This window comes from Microlunatus antarcticus (assembly GCF_014193425.1).
Classification (GTDB): domain Bacteria; phylum Actinomycetota; class Actinomycetes; order Propionibacteriales; family Propionibacteriaceae; genus Microlunatus; species Microlunatus antarcticus.
In genome coordinates this window covers 727,063-746,800 of sequence record NZ_JACHZG010000001.1, presented here as the reverse complement: position 1 = coordinate 746,800, position 19,738 = coordinate 727,063, and the positions used below count along the sequence as shown (strand labels likewise).

At 65.6% G+C, this 19,738-nt stretch carries 12 protein-coding genes; 9 read left to right on the top strand and 3 right to left on the bottom strand.

All coding sequences use genetic code 11. The features are described from left to right. Nucleotides 1-88: 88 nt before the first annotated feature. Both FHX39_RS03415 and FHX39_RS03410 read left to right on the top strand, forming a co-directional pair. Nucleotides 89-6,016 carry a polymorphic toxin type 30 domain-containing protein gene (locus FHX39_RS03415; RefSeq protein WP_183336799.1) on the top strand — a complete coding sequence of 1,976 codons (5,928 nt, stop codon included), beginning with the start codon at nt 89-91 and terminating at the stop codon, nt 6,014-6,016. A gap of 29 nt (nt 6,017-6,045) precedes the next feature. Then, complete coding sequence (locus FHX39_RS03410; protein WP_183336798.1) at nt 6,046-6,378, top strand: hypothetical protein; 333 nt, start codon at nt 6,046-6,048, stop codon at nt 6,376-6,378. 641 nt (nt 6,379-7,019) lie between these two features. Here FHX39_RS03410 and FHX39_RS03405 read toward each other — a convergent pair. Together FHX39_RS03405 and FHX39_RS03400 are read right to left on the bottom strand one after the other, a co-directional pair. Further along, nucleotides 7,020-7,433 carry a hypothetical protein gene (locus tag FHX39_RS03405; RefSeq protein WP_183336797.1) on the bottom strand — a complete coding sequence of 138 codons (414 nt, stop codon included), beginning with the start codon at nt 7,431-7,433 and terminating at the stop codon, nt 7,020-7,022. A gap of 569 nt (nt 7,434-8,002) precedes the next feature. Continuing rightward, a complete protein-coding gene (locus tag FHX39_RS03400; protein ID WP_183336796.1) occupies nt 8,003-8,347 on the bottom strand; it encodes a hypothetical protein in 345 nt (114 codons plus the stop codon). A 420-nt stretch (nt 8,348-8,767) separates the two neighbouring features. On the opposite strand from FHX39_RS03400, the gene FHX39_RS03395 reads away from it, so the two are divergent. From FHX39_RS03395 to FHX39_RS03365, 7 genes are all read left to right on the top strand, one after another. Continuing rightward, on the top strand, nt 8,768-11,524 hold the full coding sequence (locus FHX39_RS03395) for a type I restriction endonuclease subunit R (protein ID WP_183336795.1): 2,757 nt from the start codon (nt 8,768-8,770) through the stop codon (nt 11,522-11,524). Continuing rightward, the gene (locus tag FHX39_RS03390) at nt 11,521-12,408 is read left to right on the top strand and encodes a restriction endonuclease subunit S (protein ID WP_183336794.1); all 888 of its coding nucleotides are present in this window, start codon (nt 11,521-11,523) and stop codon (nt 12,406-12,408) included. Before FHX39_RS03395 ends, FHX39_RS03390 begins: the two co-directional genes overlap by 4 nt. Before the next feature lie 39 nt (nt 12,409-12,447). Further along, nucleotides 12,448-12,777: a restriction endonuclease subunit S gene (locus FHX39_RS03385; RefSeq protein ID WP_183336793.1), complete on the top strand. Its 330-nt coding sequence runs from the start codon at nt 12,448-12,450 to the stop codon at nt 12,775-12,777. Next, nucleotides 12,770-14,269: a class I SAM-dependent DNA methyltransferase gene (locus tag FHX39_RS03380; protein ID WP_183336792.1), complete on the top strand. Its 1,500-nt coding sequence runs from the start codon at nt 12,770-12,772 to the stop codon at nt 14,267-14,269. Before FHX39_RS03385 ends, FHX39_RS03380 begins: the two co-directional genes overlap by 8 nt. Next, complete coding sequence (locus tag FHX39_RS03375; RefSeq protein WP_183336791.1) at nt 14,266-15,369, top strand: restriction endonuclease; 1,104 nt, start codon at nt 14,266-14,268, stop codon at nt 15,367-15,369. Before FHX39_RS03380 ends, FHX39_RS03375 begins: the two co-directional genes overlap by 4 nt. A gap of 706 nt (nt 15,370-16,075) precedes the next feature. Then, entirely contained in the window at nt 16,076-17,347 is a 1,272-nt protein-coding gene (locus FHX39_RS03370; RefSeq protein ID WP_456299344.1) for a phosphoribosyltransferase-like protein, read from the top strand. Between the two features lie 186 nt (nt 17,348-17,533). Further along, the gene (locus tag FHX39_RS03365) at nt 17,534-18,652 is read left to right on the top strand and encodes a reverse transcriptase family protein (protein WP_183336789.1); all 1,119 of its coding nucleotides are present in this window, start codon (nt 17,534-17,536) and stop codon (nt 18,650-18,652) included. 223 nt (nt 18,653-18,875) lie between these two features. On the opposite strand, the gene FHX39_RS03360 is transcribed toward FHX39_RS03365, so the two are convergent. Beyond that, on the bottom strand, nt 18,876-19,694 hold the full coding sequence (locus FHX39_RS03360; protein ID WP_183336788.1) for a nitrilase-related carbon-nitrogen hydrolase: 819 nt from the start codon (nt 19,692-19,694) through the stop codon (nt 18,876-18,878). Nucleotides 19,695-19,738 lie beyond the last annotated feature (44 nt).

Here is a 19,738-nt window from a genome sequence, read left to right as displayed (position 1 = left end):
CGGCGCCGCCGGAGACCCGACCCCGTCTTGCTTGATCGATGGCCGCGTGCACTTCAGCACGCCGCCACCTGCTGCTGTGGAGGACCTCATGGGCCTGGGTGCCAACGCCGAACCCGTTCCGTTCGACTTCGGGGCCGCCGACGCGCTCGTCGAGGCCTGCCGCACGGCGGCGTCGTCGGTCGACGGGCAGGCCGGGCAGCGGTGGTCGCTGGTCAGCACCGGCTCGACGGAGTTCAAGGGCCTCTTCTCCCAGCTCTTCGCCCAGAACGCCCTGACGGCAGCAGGCGACGCGGGCGAGCTCTCGTCGTCCCTGCGCCAGATGGCCGACGCCGCGCAGAAGCTGGCCGACCAGGCCAGGGAAGAGCAGCAGCGCCGCGACAAGGCCAAGGCGTGGCAGGAGGAGCACGACAACCGGAGCGTCGGCACCCGCATCATCGACGCGGTCACTGGCGGCGACGACCCGCCCTTCGGCCAGCCCTCTGAGCCGGGGCCGGTGGCGGTCGCTGCGCCGCCCAGCCGGCCGCGCGAGCCCATGGCACCGGCCGGCGGCTCGGGGCAGCGGGGTGGCGGTGGCTCGACGTCATCGGCGATCCCCAAGAACCTGCACGCCTTCGCCTCCGGGTCGGCCGACCTCAACGGCCAGCTGCAGGCGGTGCCCGGCCGCCTCAGCGACGCCTACAACACCTTCTGCATGACGTGCCACTGGGGCAGCCTCGACGCCAACGGCCCGATCAACGGGTTCCGCCAGTGGCTCACGGCCAATGCGCAGGACGTGCAGTGGGCGACGGTCGTCGCCAACGCCTTCAAGGCCGCCGGGAGCAACGGCGCCGTGTCCACCCTGTCCAACAGCGCGGTCGCCTCCGCGCTCCAGGCCCACCACGTCAACATCACGCGCAACGACCTCACCATCCAGCCGGCGCAGGCCTACGGCGCTCCCCCGACCAGCGGCTACGCCGACGACCCGGTCAACACGGCCACGGGTAACTTCCTCGAGGTCGAGGCCGACGTCACCTTCCCCGGCGCGGCCAGCGCCCTGACGTTGGGGCGCACCTACAACTCGTTCGACCGCGCCGAGCACGCCTTCGGACCCGGCTGGTCGTCGATCTGCGACGCCGGCCTGACCTTCGACGAGACCAGCGGGCTCGCTCGCTTCACGCTGCCCGACGGTCGGCAGATCCACTTCCCGCGCCTCGGCGAGGGCTGGGACCGCGCCGTTGGCGAGAGCCTGTGGCTCGACCGCGACGAGTCGGGCGACCTGCTTGTGACCGGCAACGACGGCTCGTGGTGGCGCCTCACCAGCGGCGGAACGCTGCTCTCGTACGGCACCGGGCCCGAGTCGTCCCGCGCCTTCATCACGCTGCGTGGCGACGAGACCGGACGCGTCAACCGGCTCGAGCACGCTCGCGGTCAGTGGATCAGCCTCGACTGGACCGACGCCCGCATTGCTGCGGCCCACACCGCCGACGGCCGGACCGTCAGCTACGCGTACGACGCGGACGGCCACCTCCTCTCGGCCGCCGGGCCCACCGGCGCCCGCACCTACCGCTGGAACGAGAATGGCCTCATCGCCGCCGTCGTCGACGCGGACGGTGTCATTGAGGTCGACAACGTCTACGACGCCGACGGCCGCGTCACCAGCCAGCGCTCCCCCTTCGGGCGCACCACGCGCTACGTCTACCTCCCCGGTCGCACCACCGTCGTCTCCGACGAGGACGGCACCCGGTCGAACACCTGGCTGCACGACGACAAGGGCCGCCTCGTCGGCGTCGTCGACGCGGACGAGCAGCGTCAGTCCACCTCGTACGACCGCTGGGGCAACCGCGTCCTGCTCACCGAGCGCGACGGCCAGACGACCGTCCACGAGTACGACGCCCGCGGCCGCCGGACCCGCTCCGTCACGCCCTCGGGCGCCGACGTCACCTACGGCTACGACGACCTCGACCGTGTCACCACCGTGGTGACCGAGCAGGGGGCCGTCACCGAGTACACCTACGTCGGCGACGAGCGGAACCCGTCGACGATCCTCGACCCCGAGGGTGGCCTGTCCCGCCTCTCCTGGGCCGACGGTCTGCTCACCGAGATCGTCGACCCGACCGACGTCGTCGTCCGCTTCTCCTACGACGCGCACGGCGACCTCGTCGGCACCACCAACGCCCTCGGCAGCACCGCCCACCTCGAGCGCGATGACCTCGGTCGCGTCACGGCGGCGATCACGCCGTCGGGGCACACGACGACCTACACCTACGACCCCGCCTCGGGCCTGCTCGCCGAACGTCGCAACCCCGATGGCGGCGTCTGGCGCTACGAGTACACCGCCGGCGGCCGCCTCGCCGCGACGACCGACCCGCTCGGCTCGCGCACCAGCGTCGAGTACGGCCCGCACGGCGAAGAGGCCGCGACGATCGACCCCCTCGGCCGAGCCGTCACCCGCCAGCTCGACGACCTGGGCAACCTCGCCTCGGTCGAGCTGCCCGACGGCTCGCGTTGGGAGTTCGCGCACGACGCGCTCTCCCGGCTGACCGCGACGACCGACCCGACCGGCGGCACCTGGCGCCAGGAGTACGACCGCGCGGGCAACCCGGTCGCCTCGATCGACGCCACCGGCGTCCGCGTCGGCGTCAACCTCGACGCCGGGTCCAACGAGGTCGAGGTCGGCGACGGCGAGGCCTCGACGCGCACCGGCTTCGATCCGCTCGGCCGGCTGACGAAGGTCGGCCAGGCCGACGGCTCCGCCGCGATCTACACCTACGACCGCTGCGGGCGGCCCGTCGAGGCGCTCGACGCCGACGGTGGGCTCACGATCATCCGGCGCGACCCCGCCGGGCGTCCGGTCGAGGTCGTCTCCCCCTTGGGCGCGACGACCCGCTACGCCTACGACGTCTGCGGCCGGCTCGTCACCGTGACCGACCCGCTCGGCGCGGTCACCACCATCGGCTACGACGTCGACAGCCGCCCAGTCACCCAGACCCTGCCCACCGGCGAGGTCGCCCGCTCCACGTACGACGTCTGCGGCCGCATCGTCGAGCACGTCGCGCCCGGCGTCGGCACCGCGCGCTGGACCTACGACCTCGCCGGTCAGGTCGTCGAGTGGCGCGATGCCCAGAGCGGCACCCGCCGGTTCCGCTACGACGCGGCCGGGCAGCTCGTCGCCGCGATCGACGGCAACGGCGGCGAGACGACCTACGTCTACGACGCCAACGGCCGCACGACCAAGATCGTCAACCCGCTCGGCGGCGTGACGCTGCGCGAGTTCGACGCCATGAACCGGTGCATCGCCGAGACCGACCCCATCGGTCGCACCACCCGCGCCGGCTACGACGCCAGCGGCCGCCAGGTCTGGCAGGAGTCACCAGACGGTCGCCGCACGACCTGGACGTACGACGCCTCCGGCCGCCCCGCGACCATGGCTGTCGACGGCCGCACCGTCAGCGCCCTCACCCGCGACCTGCGCCGCCGGACCGTCCGCACGGTCGACACCACCCGCGAGGACGGCACCGTCGTCGAGCACGCGCTCGAGTGGAACCGTCGCGGGCAGCTCGTCCGCCGCACCCGCGACGGCCGATCGGTCGAATGGGCGTACGACGCCGACGGCCGCCGCACCTCGATGGTCACGCCCGACGGGACCACGACCGCCTACGCGTACGACGTCGCCGGCAACCTCACCTCGATCGACTCGAGCGCCCTCGGGAGAGCTGCCTTCGACCGCGACGCCGCCGGGCGCCTCATCTCCGCGCTGGCCGGTGGGCTAATCCAGTCCTGGGAGCACCGCGACGGCTTCGTCGTCGGCCACACCATCACCGACGGCGAAGGCTCGACCCGCACGACCATCGACCGCGACGGCGATGGCCGCATCTCCCGCGTCTCCAAGGGTGACGGCGTCAACCGCTCGGTGACGGAGTATGCCTACGACGGAGCCGGCCAGCCCGTGGAGTCACGGACTCGGGCGGGCATCGGGTCGGTGAGCGGCCGGTGGGCCTACGACGCGGCGGGACGGCTGCTGACCGAGACGATCGAAGACGAGGTCGGCGCAACACGCAATGGCCGGGGCGCAGGTCCCGAGGTGACTCGGCACGTGTACGACGCTGCCGGTCAGCTGCTGACGACGCTCGACGCTCAGGGGACGCGTACCCATTACAGCTACGACGGCGCCGGCCGACGGGTCCGGGCGGAGTCGAACAACGGGTTAGCACGGGACTTCCTGTGGAACCCGACGGGTTATCTAGCCGGCATCGTTCGACACGACGGCGACAGGGTCCGCAGGATCACGATCCACGCCGACGCGCTCGGCGAGCTGGCAAGCGTGGACGGGACAGAATTCTTCTGGGACAGCGCGGCCTACGCCGGAGCTCCAGTCCTGGCTGGTGACACCCCCATCCTGAGCGCGGGGCCAGTGACCGGGATCGGCGCTGGCTGGACGGCGCCGGGATGGCGTACTGCTCGTTCTGTCGGGTCCGATCCATGGGCCAGCGGCTCGGCGGGCGTGCAGCTGGGTGGTCTCGGCGCAGCCGCCATCAGCTCGTCTGGCGGTGTATCGATCGATGGGTTGGAGTGGATGGGCGCGCGGGTCTACGACCCGGCCGCTCGTGGCTTCCTGTCCGTCGATCCGTTGGAGTCGGTCGCGGCGTCCGGCACGACGGGAAACCCGTACGCCTTCGCGGGCAACGACCCCTTGCACAGTGTCGATCCCACCGGACTGCGTCCGGTCACCGATGCAGAGCTCCAGACGTACCGGGACAGCAACGGTGTCGGCGGCATGCTCAAGTCAGCGGCAAGCGCGACCGGGCAGTGGTTCAAGAACAACTGGGAGTACGTGGCCGGCGGCGCGATGGTCGTCGCCGGCGGAGTGCTCATAGCAACCGGGGTCGGGGGCCCTGCGGGCATGATGCTGGTCTCGGCGGGGGCCGACACGATCATTCAGAAGGCCACCACCGGCGAAGTCAACTGGGGTCAGGTCGCAGTTTCCGGAGCCTCCGGGGCGATCGGCTTCGGCGCCGGTGGGCTGCTGGCGAAGACAGCGCTGAGCACCGGGGCCAAGGAGGTGGTGGCGAACGTCGCCGAAGGCGTGGTCAGCAACGGTGCCGGTTACATGGTGGGTCCCGGTCCGCACACGCCCGCTGGCCTGCTGAAGAGCAGCACGATCGGCGCGGTGACCAGCGTCGGTCCGGTTCGTGGTGGCGCGGCAGTCGGCGACCTCGAGTCGGGTGCGACCCGCATGTTGAACCGGACCGAGGAGGCCGTCACCGGCTGCTTCGTGGCCGGAACGCAGGTCCTGATGGGGGACGGCTCCTCGAAGGCCATCGAGGACGTGCGCAAGGGTGACGAGGTCGTGGCGGCCGATCCCTCTACAGGCGAGACCCACGCTCGCGAGGTCGTCGAGACCTTCGTGCACGAGGACATCCCGACCTGGCGGGTCGAGACCACCGACGGGGCCGTGGTGTCGACTTCAGAGCACCCGTTCTTCGTGCAGGGCAAAGGTTGGGTGCCGGTCCGCGAGCTCATGCCTGGCGACGCGCTCGTCGACGCCAAGGGCAGCGAGGTGTCAGTGGTTGCCGTCAGCCCAACGGGCGAAGGGGCGACGGTCTACAACTTCCACGTCGACGAGCTGCACGTCTATCATGTGCAATCGAACGAAGCCTGGATCCGTGTTCACAACGTCTGCCCTCGAGGATACGATCTTCGAGGAGTTGACCCGATGAGCGTCGTCCCCGGTCACGCCGAGGTTCGTGAGCTGACGCCACATCCAGGGGCAGGATCACAGTACGGGCTGGAATTCAAGTGGCAGCACGAGTCTGGCGTCACCGCGCGCATGAGAATTCATGGCCCCGATGGAACCGCTCCTCCAGGGTCAAACTCCGCGTCGGGTGAGACCTACAGGGTCCAGATCGGCAAGCAATATCAAGATGAGGCAGGCAACCTTCACCATGCCCAGTCGCACAATCCGAACAGCCCTTACTACGACCCGTCCGCCGCAAACGCCACGCACATCCCGTGGCCGTCGCAATATCCGGGACTCTGATGTCTTTAAGTGGTGAGAGCCTGGGCCAGTTGCTCGCGCAGGCCGTCGCGGACTCACCGGAGATCCGCGAAGAGGCAGCGGAGACAGCAGTCGACTGGGAGACGTCGATGACAGACTTCCAGAAGCGCGTCGTTATCCGACTGCTGTCAGTTGTGGCGACCGCGGAGGAGCCTGGGCGTGTCCGAGAAGCGCAGCTGAACGCCATAAGCAACTTGTTCTTGCCGCCTTTCATGACGAAGGCCGACGTGGCGCCCCTCTTCGAGATCCCCGCCGACACCCTCGACCAGGGGGACGTCGAATACCTGAACGGGTTCCTCGAAGCCCTCGCCCCTTTCGCGCCAGAGCCGAGCGGACGCGGATAGCGACCCGCGCCCGCCGCCTCCATTGCCCGTCACGCGGAGGTGTGGCCGCGCACGCCGCAGAAGTGCTCGCCTCGGGCGCTATGACCCCTTGGGACCGGCCTCTGGCAAGGCCGGGATGACGACGTGTGGCTCACCGGCGGTAGCGCCCTCGACGACCTCCTGCCCGAGATCGACGTGGCCGTCTCCCTCTGCCGCCTCGGCGCGTCCTAGGTCCCCCCGTTAGCGTCGCGCCCAAGAACCACGTCGAGGTCTGGCTGATCGACCGCCGCGACCCGGCCGAGAACTCGAACCTTGACCTCGTCCTCCGTCGACGCGGTCGCCGGCCTCCGCGCCAATAGCCGCACGGTCTCCTTCACTGCGTCCAGGCCCAACGCCGTGCGCCGACCGTCGCAGCCCTGTACGGCGCCCGCGTACCGGCCTCCCCGCCGAGGAGTCCCCGGCGAACATTCAGCGGGTGCTGCGCGGGGCGCACCTGAACCGCGCGAGCCTTGAGGCGCTCGAGACGAACTGAATGCCGTCGGGCCGCCACCCACAGCACCACGTGGGCGCACAGGCTTCGGCTTTCACGCCAGCGCAGGTAAGCCCGGGCCTCTGCGGCAACTCAGGGAGCTCAGGCCACGCAGGACCGAGCGATCTGGAAGCTACCGACTTCGCCCGGACTGCCAGCGCCAGATCGCGTGGTCGAGCGTAATCACCGGGACGCTCATGCGACAGGCAGCCACCTTGACCGCCTGGCCGGCTGAGGAAGGCGTCAGCACGGGCTTGGGTCGTCCACTAGCCTCTTGGACGAGGCGGCAGATCATGCGATCAGCCTTCACCCCTGGCACCCCGGCAAGCATCAGGAAGTAACGCCAGGAGATGCCTGACCGCTGACCGGGAAGTGCTCGCCACCCTGCCTTCAACGAGGCGAGCTGCTCGGTGCCGAACGCGCGAAGCGTGAGGGTCGTCGGCGCGCCCTGCTCCACCAGCAGCTCTGCGGCCGGACGAATGGCGGCCGCCTTCAACGGCGCGCCAGACTGGCTGGACGTCCGGTTCCGGTTGCCGATGCCGCGCACCCATGCGGAAGTGTCGCCTCGAGCGTCGAAGGTTCTGAGTAGTTCGGGCGCACCGTCCGTGTCAGCCTGCGTCGGTCGCGCGGCGCGGTACCGTCCCACCACTGCCTCGACGGATCCGTAGTGCCGAGAGACTGGATCGAGTCGATGACGCACAGCGCTAGTACTGTTGGTAGCCGGTCGGGTTCACCCACTCCACGGGATCGGGTAGCTTCTGCCTGACACGACGGGCGACCTGCTCGGCGAGATCCTCGGTGGGCAGGTGCGAGGGGGCCACCGTGAAGATAATTCTCTGCCGTCGACGTCATCACGCACCCTCTCCTGCTGTCTCCTTCGGGGTGGCTGAGTAGAGCCGCCGCTCAGGCCTCGCGGTCGACCAACCAGGTGGGCAGCGAGAGCATCGACGAATGCCCGCCGCGCCGGGGTGAGGTCTTGCGGGAGATAGAGCACCACGGCGCCACGATCCAGGCTCGGGACGATACCGGTGGCGCCCGTGAGCAGGTCGACCTCGTCGTACCAGGCGCCATCTAAGCGGCCTGCAACCACCGTCTGCGGGCGGACGACCTCTTGGGTCAGCCCACCCGTGGACGCCAGTTCCCCGAGCGTGGCTGTCGGGAGGTGCCGCACGAGCGGTAAGCCTGAACCAGCGCCTGGACCGTGGCGGGGTGGTCGGCAACGTCGACGAACAGACCCGGTTCGTCACGCAGCGCGGTACGCCAGGCGCCTGCCAGCAGGGACGGGGCAAGGGGGCGCCGTTGGTCCATCCGAGGAGCGGCCCAGCGTTCGGCAAGCCGGTCGAGGGTGCTGATCTCGAGCGCTGCGACGCCCGAGCGTCCAGCCTCACGACCCTTGGCGAGCGATCTCCTGGCCACGACACCGGCCAGGTTCGACGGCACCAGAATGGTGATCCGGCGCATCGGGTCGGTCGCCTTCGCCTCGGCGCGAGTTGCCGAAGGACGCCGAGCGCCTCCGCGCTGTAGGCACACTTGTTACCCGCACACCCGCTCCTGGCTCGGCCCCGAGCCGATCACGCACAAAGTCATCATCAATCAACCCGCCACACGGTGGTAGGGGATACGCGCGGACGCGGCGTGGTCCTACTGTCCAGGGCGACAACAAGCGGCTGTTCATCGCTGGCGGTCCAAGTGGTCACGGCTGCCGGCGCAAGCCGCTTGCGGCGCGTTTACGCACGCCCCTTGGCGAATCCTCAGCGACGCGAGACTCGCCCGTCGAACTGGGCCGCCGGAGGTGCACGCTGCCCTGGCGCGCCCCGTGCACACACCAGGTCAAGGACTTCCAAGTGGGCGAGTGACACCTCAAGTAGCGTGTGGCTGGCCATGCCTGAGACATCCTTGCCACTCGCCGCCGAACAGCGTGCCCGCGTTCTGATCGACGGCCAGCTCTCGGCGGCAGGATGGTCTGTGCAGGACCGAGCGGCAATGAACCTCTTCGCCGGACCTGGGGTCGCGGTTCGCGAGACGATCATGACGAAGGGTCACGGCCGAGCCGACTACCTGCTCTACGTCGATAAGCGAGCTGTGGGTGTGATCGAGGCGAAGCCCGAGGGCACGACGCTGTCAGGCGTCGAGTGGCAGTCGGCCATGTACGCCCAGGGCCTGCCTGCCGAGGTACGCCTCAAGTCCCTCACCGTCGAGGGACGACTGCCCTTCGTGTTTGAGGCCAGCGGCTCGGAGACACACTTCACGAACGGGTACGACCCGACGCCAAGAGCGCGCCGCATCTTCGCCTTCCCCGCGCCTGCCACCCTGGCGCGAGCGCTACGTGAGGCTGAAGCCGACCTGGAGCGCCCCACGTGGCGGGCCAAGGTGCAGCACATGCCGGAGCTCGACGTCGCCCCACTGCGTCCGGCGCAGATCACCGCCATCAACGGGATTGAGAACTCGCTTGCTGAGCAACGCTTCGACCGGTCACTCGTGCAGATGGCGACCGGCGCCGGCAAAACCTTCACTGCAGTCACGGCGGCCTACCGCCTGCTCAAGCACGGCGGATTCCACCGCGTCCTGTTCCTGGTCGACCGCAACAACCTCGCTGACCAAACTTTGGCGGAGTTCCAGAACTACCGCACCTCGGATGACGGCCGGCGCTTTACCGAGATCTATAACGTCGACAAGTTGACCAGCGCTGGCGCCCTCGGCAGCACTCACGTTGTCATCTCCACCATCCAGCGGGTCTTCATGGCCCTGCGCGGTGAGGGCGTCAGTGACTCCGACGATCCAGATCTGGACTCCTACGTTCCCAAAGCCCCGGTCACCGTCGCATACAGCGCCTCTCTACCGCCGGAGGCTTTCGACCTTGTCATTGTGGACGAAGCCCACCGCTCCATCTACGGGGTGTGGCGCTCGGTGCTGGAGTACTTCGACGCCCACGTGGCCGGCCTCACCGCCACGCCAGGCAAGCAGACGTTCGGCTTCTTCCGCCAAAACCTCGTCAGCGAGTACACCTACCCCCAGTCCGTGGCGGACGGGGTCAACGTCGACTTCGACCTGTACAAGATCGCCACTGAGATCAGCCAAGGCGGCTCCCGCATCGAAGCTGGGACCGTGGTGCCCACCGTGGACAGGCGCACCCGAGTGCAGAAGCTCGTCGAACTCGACGAGGACCTGGAGTACACGAGCAAGCAGCTGGACCGGGCCGTGACCTCTACATCCCAGATCCGCTTGGTGCTAGAGACCTTCCGCGACCGGCTCTACACCGAGATCTTCCCGGGCCGCTCAACCGTGCCCAAGACACTGATCTTCTGCAAGGACGACGCCCACGCCGAGGAGGTCGTCACCACCATCAGAGAGGTCTTCGGCAAGGGCAACGACTTCGCAGCGAAGATCACTTACGTCGCCAAGGATCCCAAGGGCCACCTGCAACGCTTCCGCACCTCCGCCTCCCTGCGCGTTGCCGTCACAGTGGACATGATCGCCACCGGCACCGACGTCAAGCCGCTGGAGTGCGTGTTTTTTATGCGCGACGTGCGCTCAGCGCAGTACTTCGAGCAGATGAAAGGCCGCGGTGCCCGCACCATCGACCCTTCCGACTTCCAGGCCGTCACCCCCGACGCCACCGCGAAGACCCGCTTCGTCATCGTCGACGCCGTAGGGGTCACCGATCACGACTTTGTCGACCCACCCCTTAACCGAGACAAGGGCGCTTCCCTCAAGCAGCTGCTCACCAGAGCCGCAGCACTAACGATCACCGAAGCCGAGACCGCCACCCTCGCGTCCCGTCTAGCGGCGCTGGAGCTGCAACTCACGCCGGCCGAGCGGGCCGAGCTCGACGTCGTGGCCGGTCAGCCGGTGCGCGACGTAGTCCGCGGCTTGGTTGACGCCGTCGACCCTGACACCCAGGCCAAGGCCGCCGAAGGCGCGGCCGACCCCCAAGCCGCTGTTCAGAACTTGCTTGATCGCGCAATCGAGCCGCTGGCCGCCAACCCCGACCTGCGTCTGCGCATCCTTGAACTGCGCACCGCGCACGACAAGGTCATCGATGAAGTAAGCGTTGACGTGCTTCTCGATGCCCACGGTGTCGTCGATACCCAGCGCGCCAGGTCGATCGTGGAGTCCTGGACGCAGTACTTGCTTGAACACCGCGACGAGATCACGGCCATTCAGCTCCTCGGCGAGGCCAATGAACGACGCATCTCCTTCGCTGACATCCAAGAGCTCGCCGACCGCATCAGTCGGCCACCGCGGAGCTGGACTCCCGACCTCATCTGGGCTGCTTACGCCGCAGTCGAGGTCGGACGCGTACGACACAGCGACCGACACACCCTCACTGATCTAGTGTCGCTGCTTCGCTTCACGCTCGGCACTGACGGCGAGCTAGTGCCCTACGCCGACCGGATCCGGCAGCGCTACGCCTCGTGGTTGGCACAACAGAAGCAGGCCGGCACGACCTTCGATCATCAGCAGCGGTGGTGGCTTGACCGTATGGTCGAGGTGGTTGCCGCTTCAGCAGGCATAACGACTGACGACCTCGATGGAGCACCCTTTAGCGAACGCGGCGGCGTAGACGGGGCGCTTCGCGACCTCGGCCAACAAGCCGTGTCGTTGATCAATGAACTGAATCGGGATCTTACTGCGTGACCCACGATGCCAACCTTCGCCCGCTCGGCGAGATAGCCAGAGTGGTACCAGGACGAACCCCCCGTCACTTGGATCATCACCTCAAGGAACACCCACGTCACGATCGAACGATTCCGTTCTTCAAGGTCGGCGACATGAACGGCGCCACTGTTCGAATCACACGGGCGAGGACTCATCTGGCACCAGATGAGCTAAGCCTTCTAGGTGCCACGCCCCTGCCGGCGGGAACTCTTATATTCCCCAAGGCAGGCGGAGCGATCGCAACGAACAAGAAGAGGACACTCGCAGTGGATGGGGTCATCGACCTCAACTGCATGGGCGTGGTTGCGTCGTCGGAGGTAGAGCCGGAGTACCTCCGACTCTGGTTCGAGTCTATCGAGTTGTCATCTCTGGCCGACGGCTCGATTCTTCCCCAGATATCCAAGAGGCGGGTTGGCAGCCTGATGGTGCCTGTTCCTGCACTTGATGAGCAGCGGCGAATCGTCGATATCCTCGGAAACCACCTCTCCCGCCTTGACGGCGCGATGCAAGAAATCGCCACCGCCGCGGCAAAAGCGCGAAACTTGGACCTCAGCGCAATGCGCCGCGTCAGGCGAGCTTTCCTGGAGACAGCCGTCCCGGAAGTCCGCCTCGGGGATGTGTGCCAAACGACCCTCGGAAAGATGCTAGATGCTAAACGGGCTAACGGTATCGCTACCCCTTATCTCCGAAACATCAATGTTCGGTGGCGGAGCTTCGACCTAAGTGACGTCAAGTCGGTACAACTCACGCCTGCAGAGACGGACCGCCTGCGAATTGTTGACGGGGACATCTTGGTGTGCGAAGGGGGCGAGCCGGGTCGATGCGCAGTTTGGGATGGCGGTTCTAAGCAGATAGCATTTTAGAAGGCAATTCATCGAGTCCGCGTTAACGACGCGAGCGCCATGGTGCCGAGCTACGTCGCCTGGATGATAGAGGAGACCATCAAGTCAGGCCGCGCCGACCGACTCCTGACTGGCACGACCATCAAGCACCTGCCGCAGGAGAAACTGCGGCTGATCGAGATTCCACAACCGAACATTGAGCAACAAAGATCAGCAGCCTCGCACCTGCAGCAGCTATCGGTCGCACGGGAACGCATGGTCGGCGAAGCCAATGCGGTTGGCAATAAGTGTCGAAGTCTGCGGCAAGCCGTGCTCCAAGCCGCTTTCGCTGGCCGCTTGACCGGGCATGCTGCTGACTTGCAAATAGCGGAGGAGATTGCTGATGTCTGACGCGCGTCGCTTAGTCGACAAACTATGGTCCTATTGCAACGTCCTTCGCGACGATGGCGTGGGCACGATCGAGTACACCGAGCAGTTGACGTATCTACTTTTTCTCAAGATGGCGCATGAGCGGGAGACCCGACCGCTCAAGCCGGAGCACATCGTGCCTGCACACTGCTCCTGGCAGCGCCTGCTCGATGCGGACGGCGACGACCTTGAAGTCACCTATCGGCACATCCTCGAGGACCTCAGCCGCCGTCCCGGTGTGCTCGGCACTGTGTTCCGCAAGGCACAAAACCGCATCCAGGACCCGGCAAAACTCAAGCGCCTGATCGTCGATTTGATCGACAAGGAGAACTGGTCGGCCACCGGCACCGACATCAAGGGGGACGCGTACGAGGAGTTGCTTTCCAAGGGCGCAGAGGACATCAAGTCCGGTGCTGGCCAATACTTCACGCCACGACCACTGATCCAAGCAATGGTCGACTGCGTGCAGCCGACGGTTGCTGACACCGTCACCGACCCCGCAGCCGGCACTGGGGGGTTCCTCCTAGCAGCCCACGAGTACGCCGCACGCAACGCCGAAACCATGACCCCGAACCAGCGCGACCACCTACGCGATGACTTTGTCCACGGCGTGGAGCTTGTCGACGGCACCGCACGCCTTGCAGCGATGAATCTCATCTTGCACGGCATCGGCAAGCCCACTGGGGAGAGCCTTATCGAGGTGCGCGACTCCCTGATCGCGCCGCCGGCCAAGCGCTGGTCGGTGGTCCTGTCCAATCCGCCCTTCGGCCGCAAGTCGTCCCTGACGATGGTCGGCGCCGACGGGCGCGAGGTCCGCGAGGACCGAGAGATCGAGCGCCAGGACTTCGTTGTCACGACTGCCAACAAACAGCTCAACTTCCTGCAGCACATTCGCACGATCCTGACCATCAACGGCCGCGCAGCCGTCGTCTTGCCGGACAACGTCCTGTTCGAAGGGGGGGCAGGAGAGACGCTGCGCCGGCGGCTGCTTAAGGACTTCGACCTGCACACGATGCTGCGGCTGCCGACCGGAATCTTCTATGCCCAGGGCGTGAAGGCCAACGTCCTCTTCTTCGACAAGCGGCCCGCCTCAGAACAGCCGTGGACGGAACGCCTGTGGGTGTACGACCTGCGCACCAACCAGCACTTCACGCTCAAGCAAAACCCCCTGCGCCGCCACCACCTGGACGACTTCGTCGACTCCTATCAACCGGGAGCGCCGAGGTCAGAGCGTTCGGAGTCCGAGCGGTTCAAGGCCTTCACCTACGACGAGCTCATGGCCCGAGACAAGGCCAACCTGGACCTGACATGGCTACGCGATGAGTCACTGGAGGACTTCGACAAGCTGCCCGCGCCGGAAATCATCGCTCGGGAGATCGTCGAGGACCTCACTGCCGCGCTGGCCGAGTTCGAAGCTGTCGCTGCTGCTTTGGAACTTGAGACTGCGGGTGGAGTATCGGAGTTCGAGCAGTGAGCGACGAGCTGTGGGTCGTACGAGCCGGAGAGAAGGCCAGGTACGTCGACGAGTTCGTCGCCGGCTCCTATGTGGCCATCAGCTTTGTAGAGTTCGCCGCTGACGACCTAAGCAGCTCGGACGAGACCATCCTCAAGAGCAAGATCACGGGCCCAACGGACCGTAGCTACGCCAACCAGCTGGTGGCCTTCGCCTACCGGATGCAGGTCGGCGACCTCGTGATCGTGCCTCGACTCACGTCCCGCAACCGTGACTACCTGGTCGCCCGCATCACGGGCGCCTACGAGCACGCGAGCACAGCCGGCGCTTCCGGTCCGCACCACCGCGCCGTGGACTGGTTGGGTTCGTTCCCGAGAGAGGCTCTGACCCAGGCGGCCACCAATACGATGGGCGCAATCTCAACGGTGTTCAGACCGACTGCGGTAGAGGCCGAACTGCGGGGATTGCTCACTGCTCTCTCGCCCCTCGAAGCCCCTGTAACCGTTCGCTCGCCTAGCACTCCGGCCCAGACGCAGCCGGCACAACAGCAGTCGAGGGGAGGAGTGCTTCCAGTCACAGTGACTCCCTCATCTCGACCGCTCTCGCAAGCACAACTAGACATCGACTTTGATGCGCAGGGACGGGCGCGCATCACAGGCGCCCACCCAGCGCTCGTTAGGGAGCAGACGCCACGCCACGTAGACCCGCGCCAGGACTGGGCAGGCGTGCCCGGCATCTACGTCCTCACCGGTACAGACCTGCAGCAGTCATCATCACGCACCGGCAATGAGCGAACACTCACCACAACTCTCATCGTGAGGCCCTGGGCCTACGTTGGGCTGAGTGAAGACTTCCTCAGCCGCATCGGGAGTCACCGGCAGTCCAAACCCGAATGGCGGCGCGCACTGCTGGTCCGAAGTGCGGCACAGCCCTTCAGCAGCGACGACATCAAGTACCTGGAACAGAAGGTCCACGCCGTTCTCGACGAGACCGGCGAAGTACTCCTTGCGCAGGCAACCCCACGCGGGAACCTGTCCGCGCATCCACGCAACCCGTCGATGCTCGATGCCTGCGCCGATACCGTGGTAGCCGTGCCTAGGCTCACCGGCACGCTCATCTAAGTGACCTCAGATGCGCCGTAGCCAGGACACGAGGTACTCGCAGACCGTCTCGGATCCCGCAGCGATCGCCTCGGGCCGGTAGGCCTCTACCGGTTCTGATTCTCGGTGGCGAAGAAGGCCGCTGCTTTCCAGAACTCCTGGTCCATCCGCCTCGCGGCATTCTCGGTCCGAAGCCGTTCCAGCTCGGCCCGCTCGTCAGCGTCGACCGGACCCCCGACGGATGATCAGTCTGAGCCCGCTCCACGGCCACCCAGCGTCCCCGCAGCGGCGCGCCAACCCGGTTTCACGGGCCACCTGCAGGATCGGGCGCCCGGTGTCGATCACCAACCGGCCGCCTCATGCCGATAAGCCGAGGTGTAGGTCTTCCGCTTCCTCGACATGCAGAACATCCTCTCCGCGGACCAACGGGTCCACGGTCGATGTTTCCGCCAAGTGGGGGGCCTCAGTGCTGTTGTTCGTCCTTCAGGCCCACCGCGAAAGGCCGAGCACGGGTCTGACGATGACTATCGCTCGAACCCTCGTCCGATGAGCCCGCCGCATGCAGCACTCGGGGGGGGGGGGGGGGGGGGGGGGTGCCGCACAGAACCGTCACCCATGCCTTGCCGACCCCGCTTGTCCGCCGCATCGTCGGGTGAGTGGCTTTCCTCAGGCGCACACCGTCAGCTGAGCGGTTCTCCTCCGGCTCGTTCCGGGATGCGGTGGCATCATGACATCTGTGCAATCGGTGAGACCAAGCGATACGGAGCGGGGCCGAGCGTGGCTGAAGAACTTTGCGACTACCGATCGATATCATGCACAGCTCCTGCTCGACACGCTACAAGTCAAGAGCCCGTCCGAGGTGTTTCACGGACTGAAGGAGAGCATAGAAGCAATTACGCCCACCTTCGGGGGCAGTGCGTGCGCGCTGATACCAGTTCTATCTCTCGATGATATCGATTCGACAGTCGCTATAAAAGACTTGGGTGCTCGCACGAGCTCCCGCGAACCAGTCAGCCACGTGGCCTACGTCACTTTTAACCCGGGTGCCCCCTTGCTGGCGACACCGGGTAGTGAAGCGGCAGTCGGCACCCTAGTTCGAGACTTTACGGGCAGCCAGCCTGGGCGCGAACGCGGGCAGTGGTTACACCCTGGGAACCAACTCGAAACCCTGGCCACGCGGCGCTGCGAAGTATTGGTCCTAATCACCGACTACATCGGGTCGGGTCAACAGGTGATTGAGTTCGCGGCCACCTTCACACGAAACGCCCGGATCCGCAGCTGGCGGTCCTTTGCGCGCCTCGAGATTATCGTCGTCGCATATGCTGCCTCGAGCGCCGGGCGAAAGGCAGTCCAAGCGTGCAAACACGTCGATGCCTTGTTCGTCAACCTACCCGCTTCCTCATTCTCCGATGCGGCCTGGACCCAGGAGGAGCGTGAAGCGATTGAAGCGCTGTGCCTTTCGTACACCCCCAGGAAGCAACAGAAGGAAGCGTTGGGTTACGGTGCCAGCGCCGGACTGTTCTTCACCCATACCGCCGTCCCCAACAACCTACCTTTTATTCTCCGACGCAGCACCAAGGGCTGGCATGCCTTACTCCCAGGTCGCAAAGTTCCAGCAGATCTGGCGAAAGAATTAAGTTACTATGCGAGACCTCCCAGAGATCTCGCTTCCGCAGCTCGTTCGGCGAATCAGGCCAGACTTGCCCGTGCAATAGACTCCGGTCGCCTAACAACGTCCGCAGACGCCATCGTCATAACTCTTGCACTCATTGCTTATAGTCGCCACACTCGCGCGGCCCTTGCCCATCAATTAGCCCTGCCTGACGCACAAGTCGCGGCGATCATACAATTCCTCCAAGACGCAGACTTCGTGGATGCGGGGCTCTCGATCACGGCGCGTGGCAGAGTCGAGTTGCGCCACGCCCGTCGGCTCGACCGCGTCGCGACGGCTCGACTTCGCGGACAGACGGAGGCGTACTATCCTCTCGTACTGAGGTGAGGAGTCGCGTGGCGAACCTAGAGAAGTCGGTGCGTTGCACTGGCACGTCGAGCCAACTGGCTCGAGGTCACGGCTGACCGTGTACCGGCGGACAAGCTCACGCTACGCGTGGTCAAGCGAACATCGCTCGGCGACGCTGGCTGCGGCTTCCGTTCGCTTGGCCTGTCGGGATAACACCAAAAGTAGATGAACCCGTCGACTCCTCACCAATACACAACTGAAGGTCGAAAAGCAGGCGTACCTGAGAGTGTTCTCACTGCAAGCTCCCGCCAGATGGCCCTCAGTAGGGCGCGTCAAGCGAAACCAATCTTGAGTCTTGGTCACCTGGCTCACTCCAGTGGGGCTCCATACCTCTACCTTCGAGAGATTGTTCAACGGCGTCGGGACCCCTACACGACGATTACGCGCGTAAAACGCTCGGGAGGCACCCGATCTCTGTCGGCTCCTGAACCCGTGCTGATGGACGTACAGCGCTACATTCTTAATGCAGCTCTCGAGAACTTGAGCTTGCATCCGTCGAACTATGCATATCAGAAAGAGCGCAGCATTGTTGATTGCGCCAAGCAACACCTTGGCGCCCGATGGTTGCTCAAATTTGATATACATGATTTCTTCGACAGTGTTGAAGAACGTGATGTCTTCCGCGTCTTCGAGGCGAGAGGGTACTCAGCGCTCGTCTCACTAGAGTTGGCCCGCATCTGTACACGAGCGGGCGTATCTTCGTCTTGGGCCTCCACTCGTGGCAGTATCCCAACCTATGACGTGGATGTCATAGGGCATCTACCGCAGGGCGCGCCCACCAGTGGTGCATTGTCGAACGCGGTCGCCACACCGATCGACGACGCCTTGTCGACGCTCGCGACGAATGAAGGATTTACCTACACGCGATACTCCGACGACATGGTGCTGTCTTCGATTCGTAGTGATCTAGACCGAGCGCAACTTGTCCACGTCGTCCATGAGGTGGGCCGGGTTGTGGCAGCCCATCGGTTCCGTCTACACGAGCGGAAAACGCGTATAGTTCCACCCGGTGCTCGGCATGTTGTGCTCGGGTTGTTAGTAGACGGCGAAGATAGCGTGCGCCTGCTACCGGAGTTTCGCCGTCGCGTCGAGGTGCATATCCGCGGAGTGCGAAAGTTCGGTCTAGTGCGCCATTCGGAACATCGGGGTTTCCGATCTTTACTTTCTTTTATCAACCACGTTGACGGGTGTTTGGCATTCGCTAAAGGAGTGGATTCCGGCTGGGCCAGTTCTAGTCAGTCGGCTTGGTGGGAGGCTCTGCGCCTGAATAACTTTCCGATCTAGGTGGAGCCCACGTCTCAAAGCCGAGCTTCCCACCATCTGCACAAGTACGACCAGATCATTTGCCGATCCGCCACGCTAACCGTGTCCATCCGTCCCTATATCGACACCTTTGGTGCTCGTATGCTTCTCTAGGATCATTACTATGTCGAACAACGCTTCCAGATACCGCACAGTCAGGTAAGCACTGCGACCAGGATCGCAAAACTCGTAGAGCAAGCAAGTCTTAGTACAGTTCAGGACGACGGTCTTCGAAGGAGTTGTTCTGGACACCGACTGCCTTCGTAAAGGCTTGATTTAAATCAAGATCGGCCCACAGCACCAGGGCATCGCCATTCGCTGGACCCGCCATCGGATAACCCCAGACGTTGCAGATAACGCTACCGCCAATCCAATCGACGCCGCGCTCGGAGCCAATGCGGTCGGCGACGACGGTGAAGACGCGGTTTACCGCGGCGAAGGCCTGGGCCTTCACAACTTCAGGGGCCCGCTCGCCGGGCGGAGGAGGTAGCTTCAGCGCCGGCCAGTTCGACGGGGCGAGGACGAGCTGGGCGCCGCGGCGGGCGACGCTGCCCACCATCTCGGGGAACTCGGCGTCGTAGCAGATCATCACCGCGATCTTCCCGACGCTCGTGTTCACCACGGGAGCGGGCTCGTCACCGGCGGTGAAGATCAGCTTCTCGGTCCCCCAGAGGTGGGTCTTGCGGTAGACGACGAGGACCTCGCCGTTCTCGACGACGGCAGCGGAGTTGAACGGGCGGTCGCCGTCGGAACGTTCGCAGAAGCCACCGACGACGATCGCGTGGTGCTTGAACGACAGCTCGCGGAAGAGCTGCACCGTAGGTCCGTCGACGGGCTCCGCGCGTGATTGAGCCTCCGCGATGTCGTGGAAGACGTAGCCGCTCGTGCAGAGCTCGGGCAGGACGATCACCTGCGGCTCCGCCTCGGCCGCCTCCGCGACCGAGGCGCGCAGCCGCTTGAGCGTCCCGGCGGGGTCGTCGATGTCGATCGCGTACTGGCAGACGGCGACGCGAGTGGTGGGCACGAAGTCAGCCTCTCAGTTCACGCTGCATCGCCCGTGCCCACCGC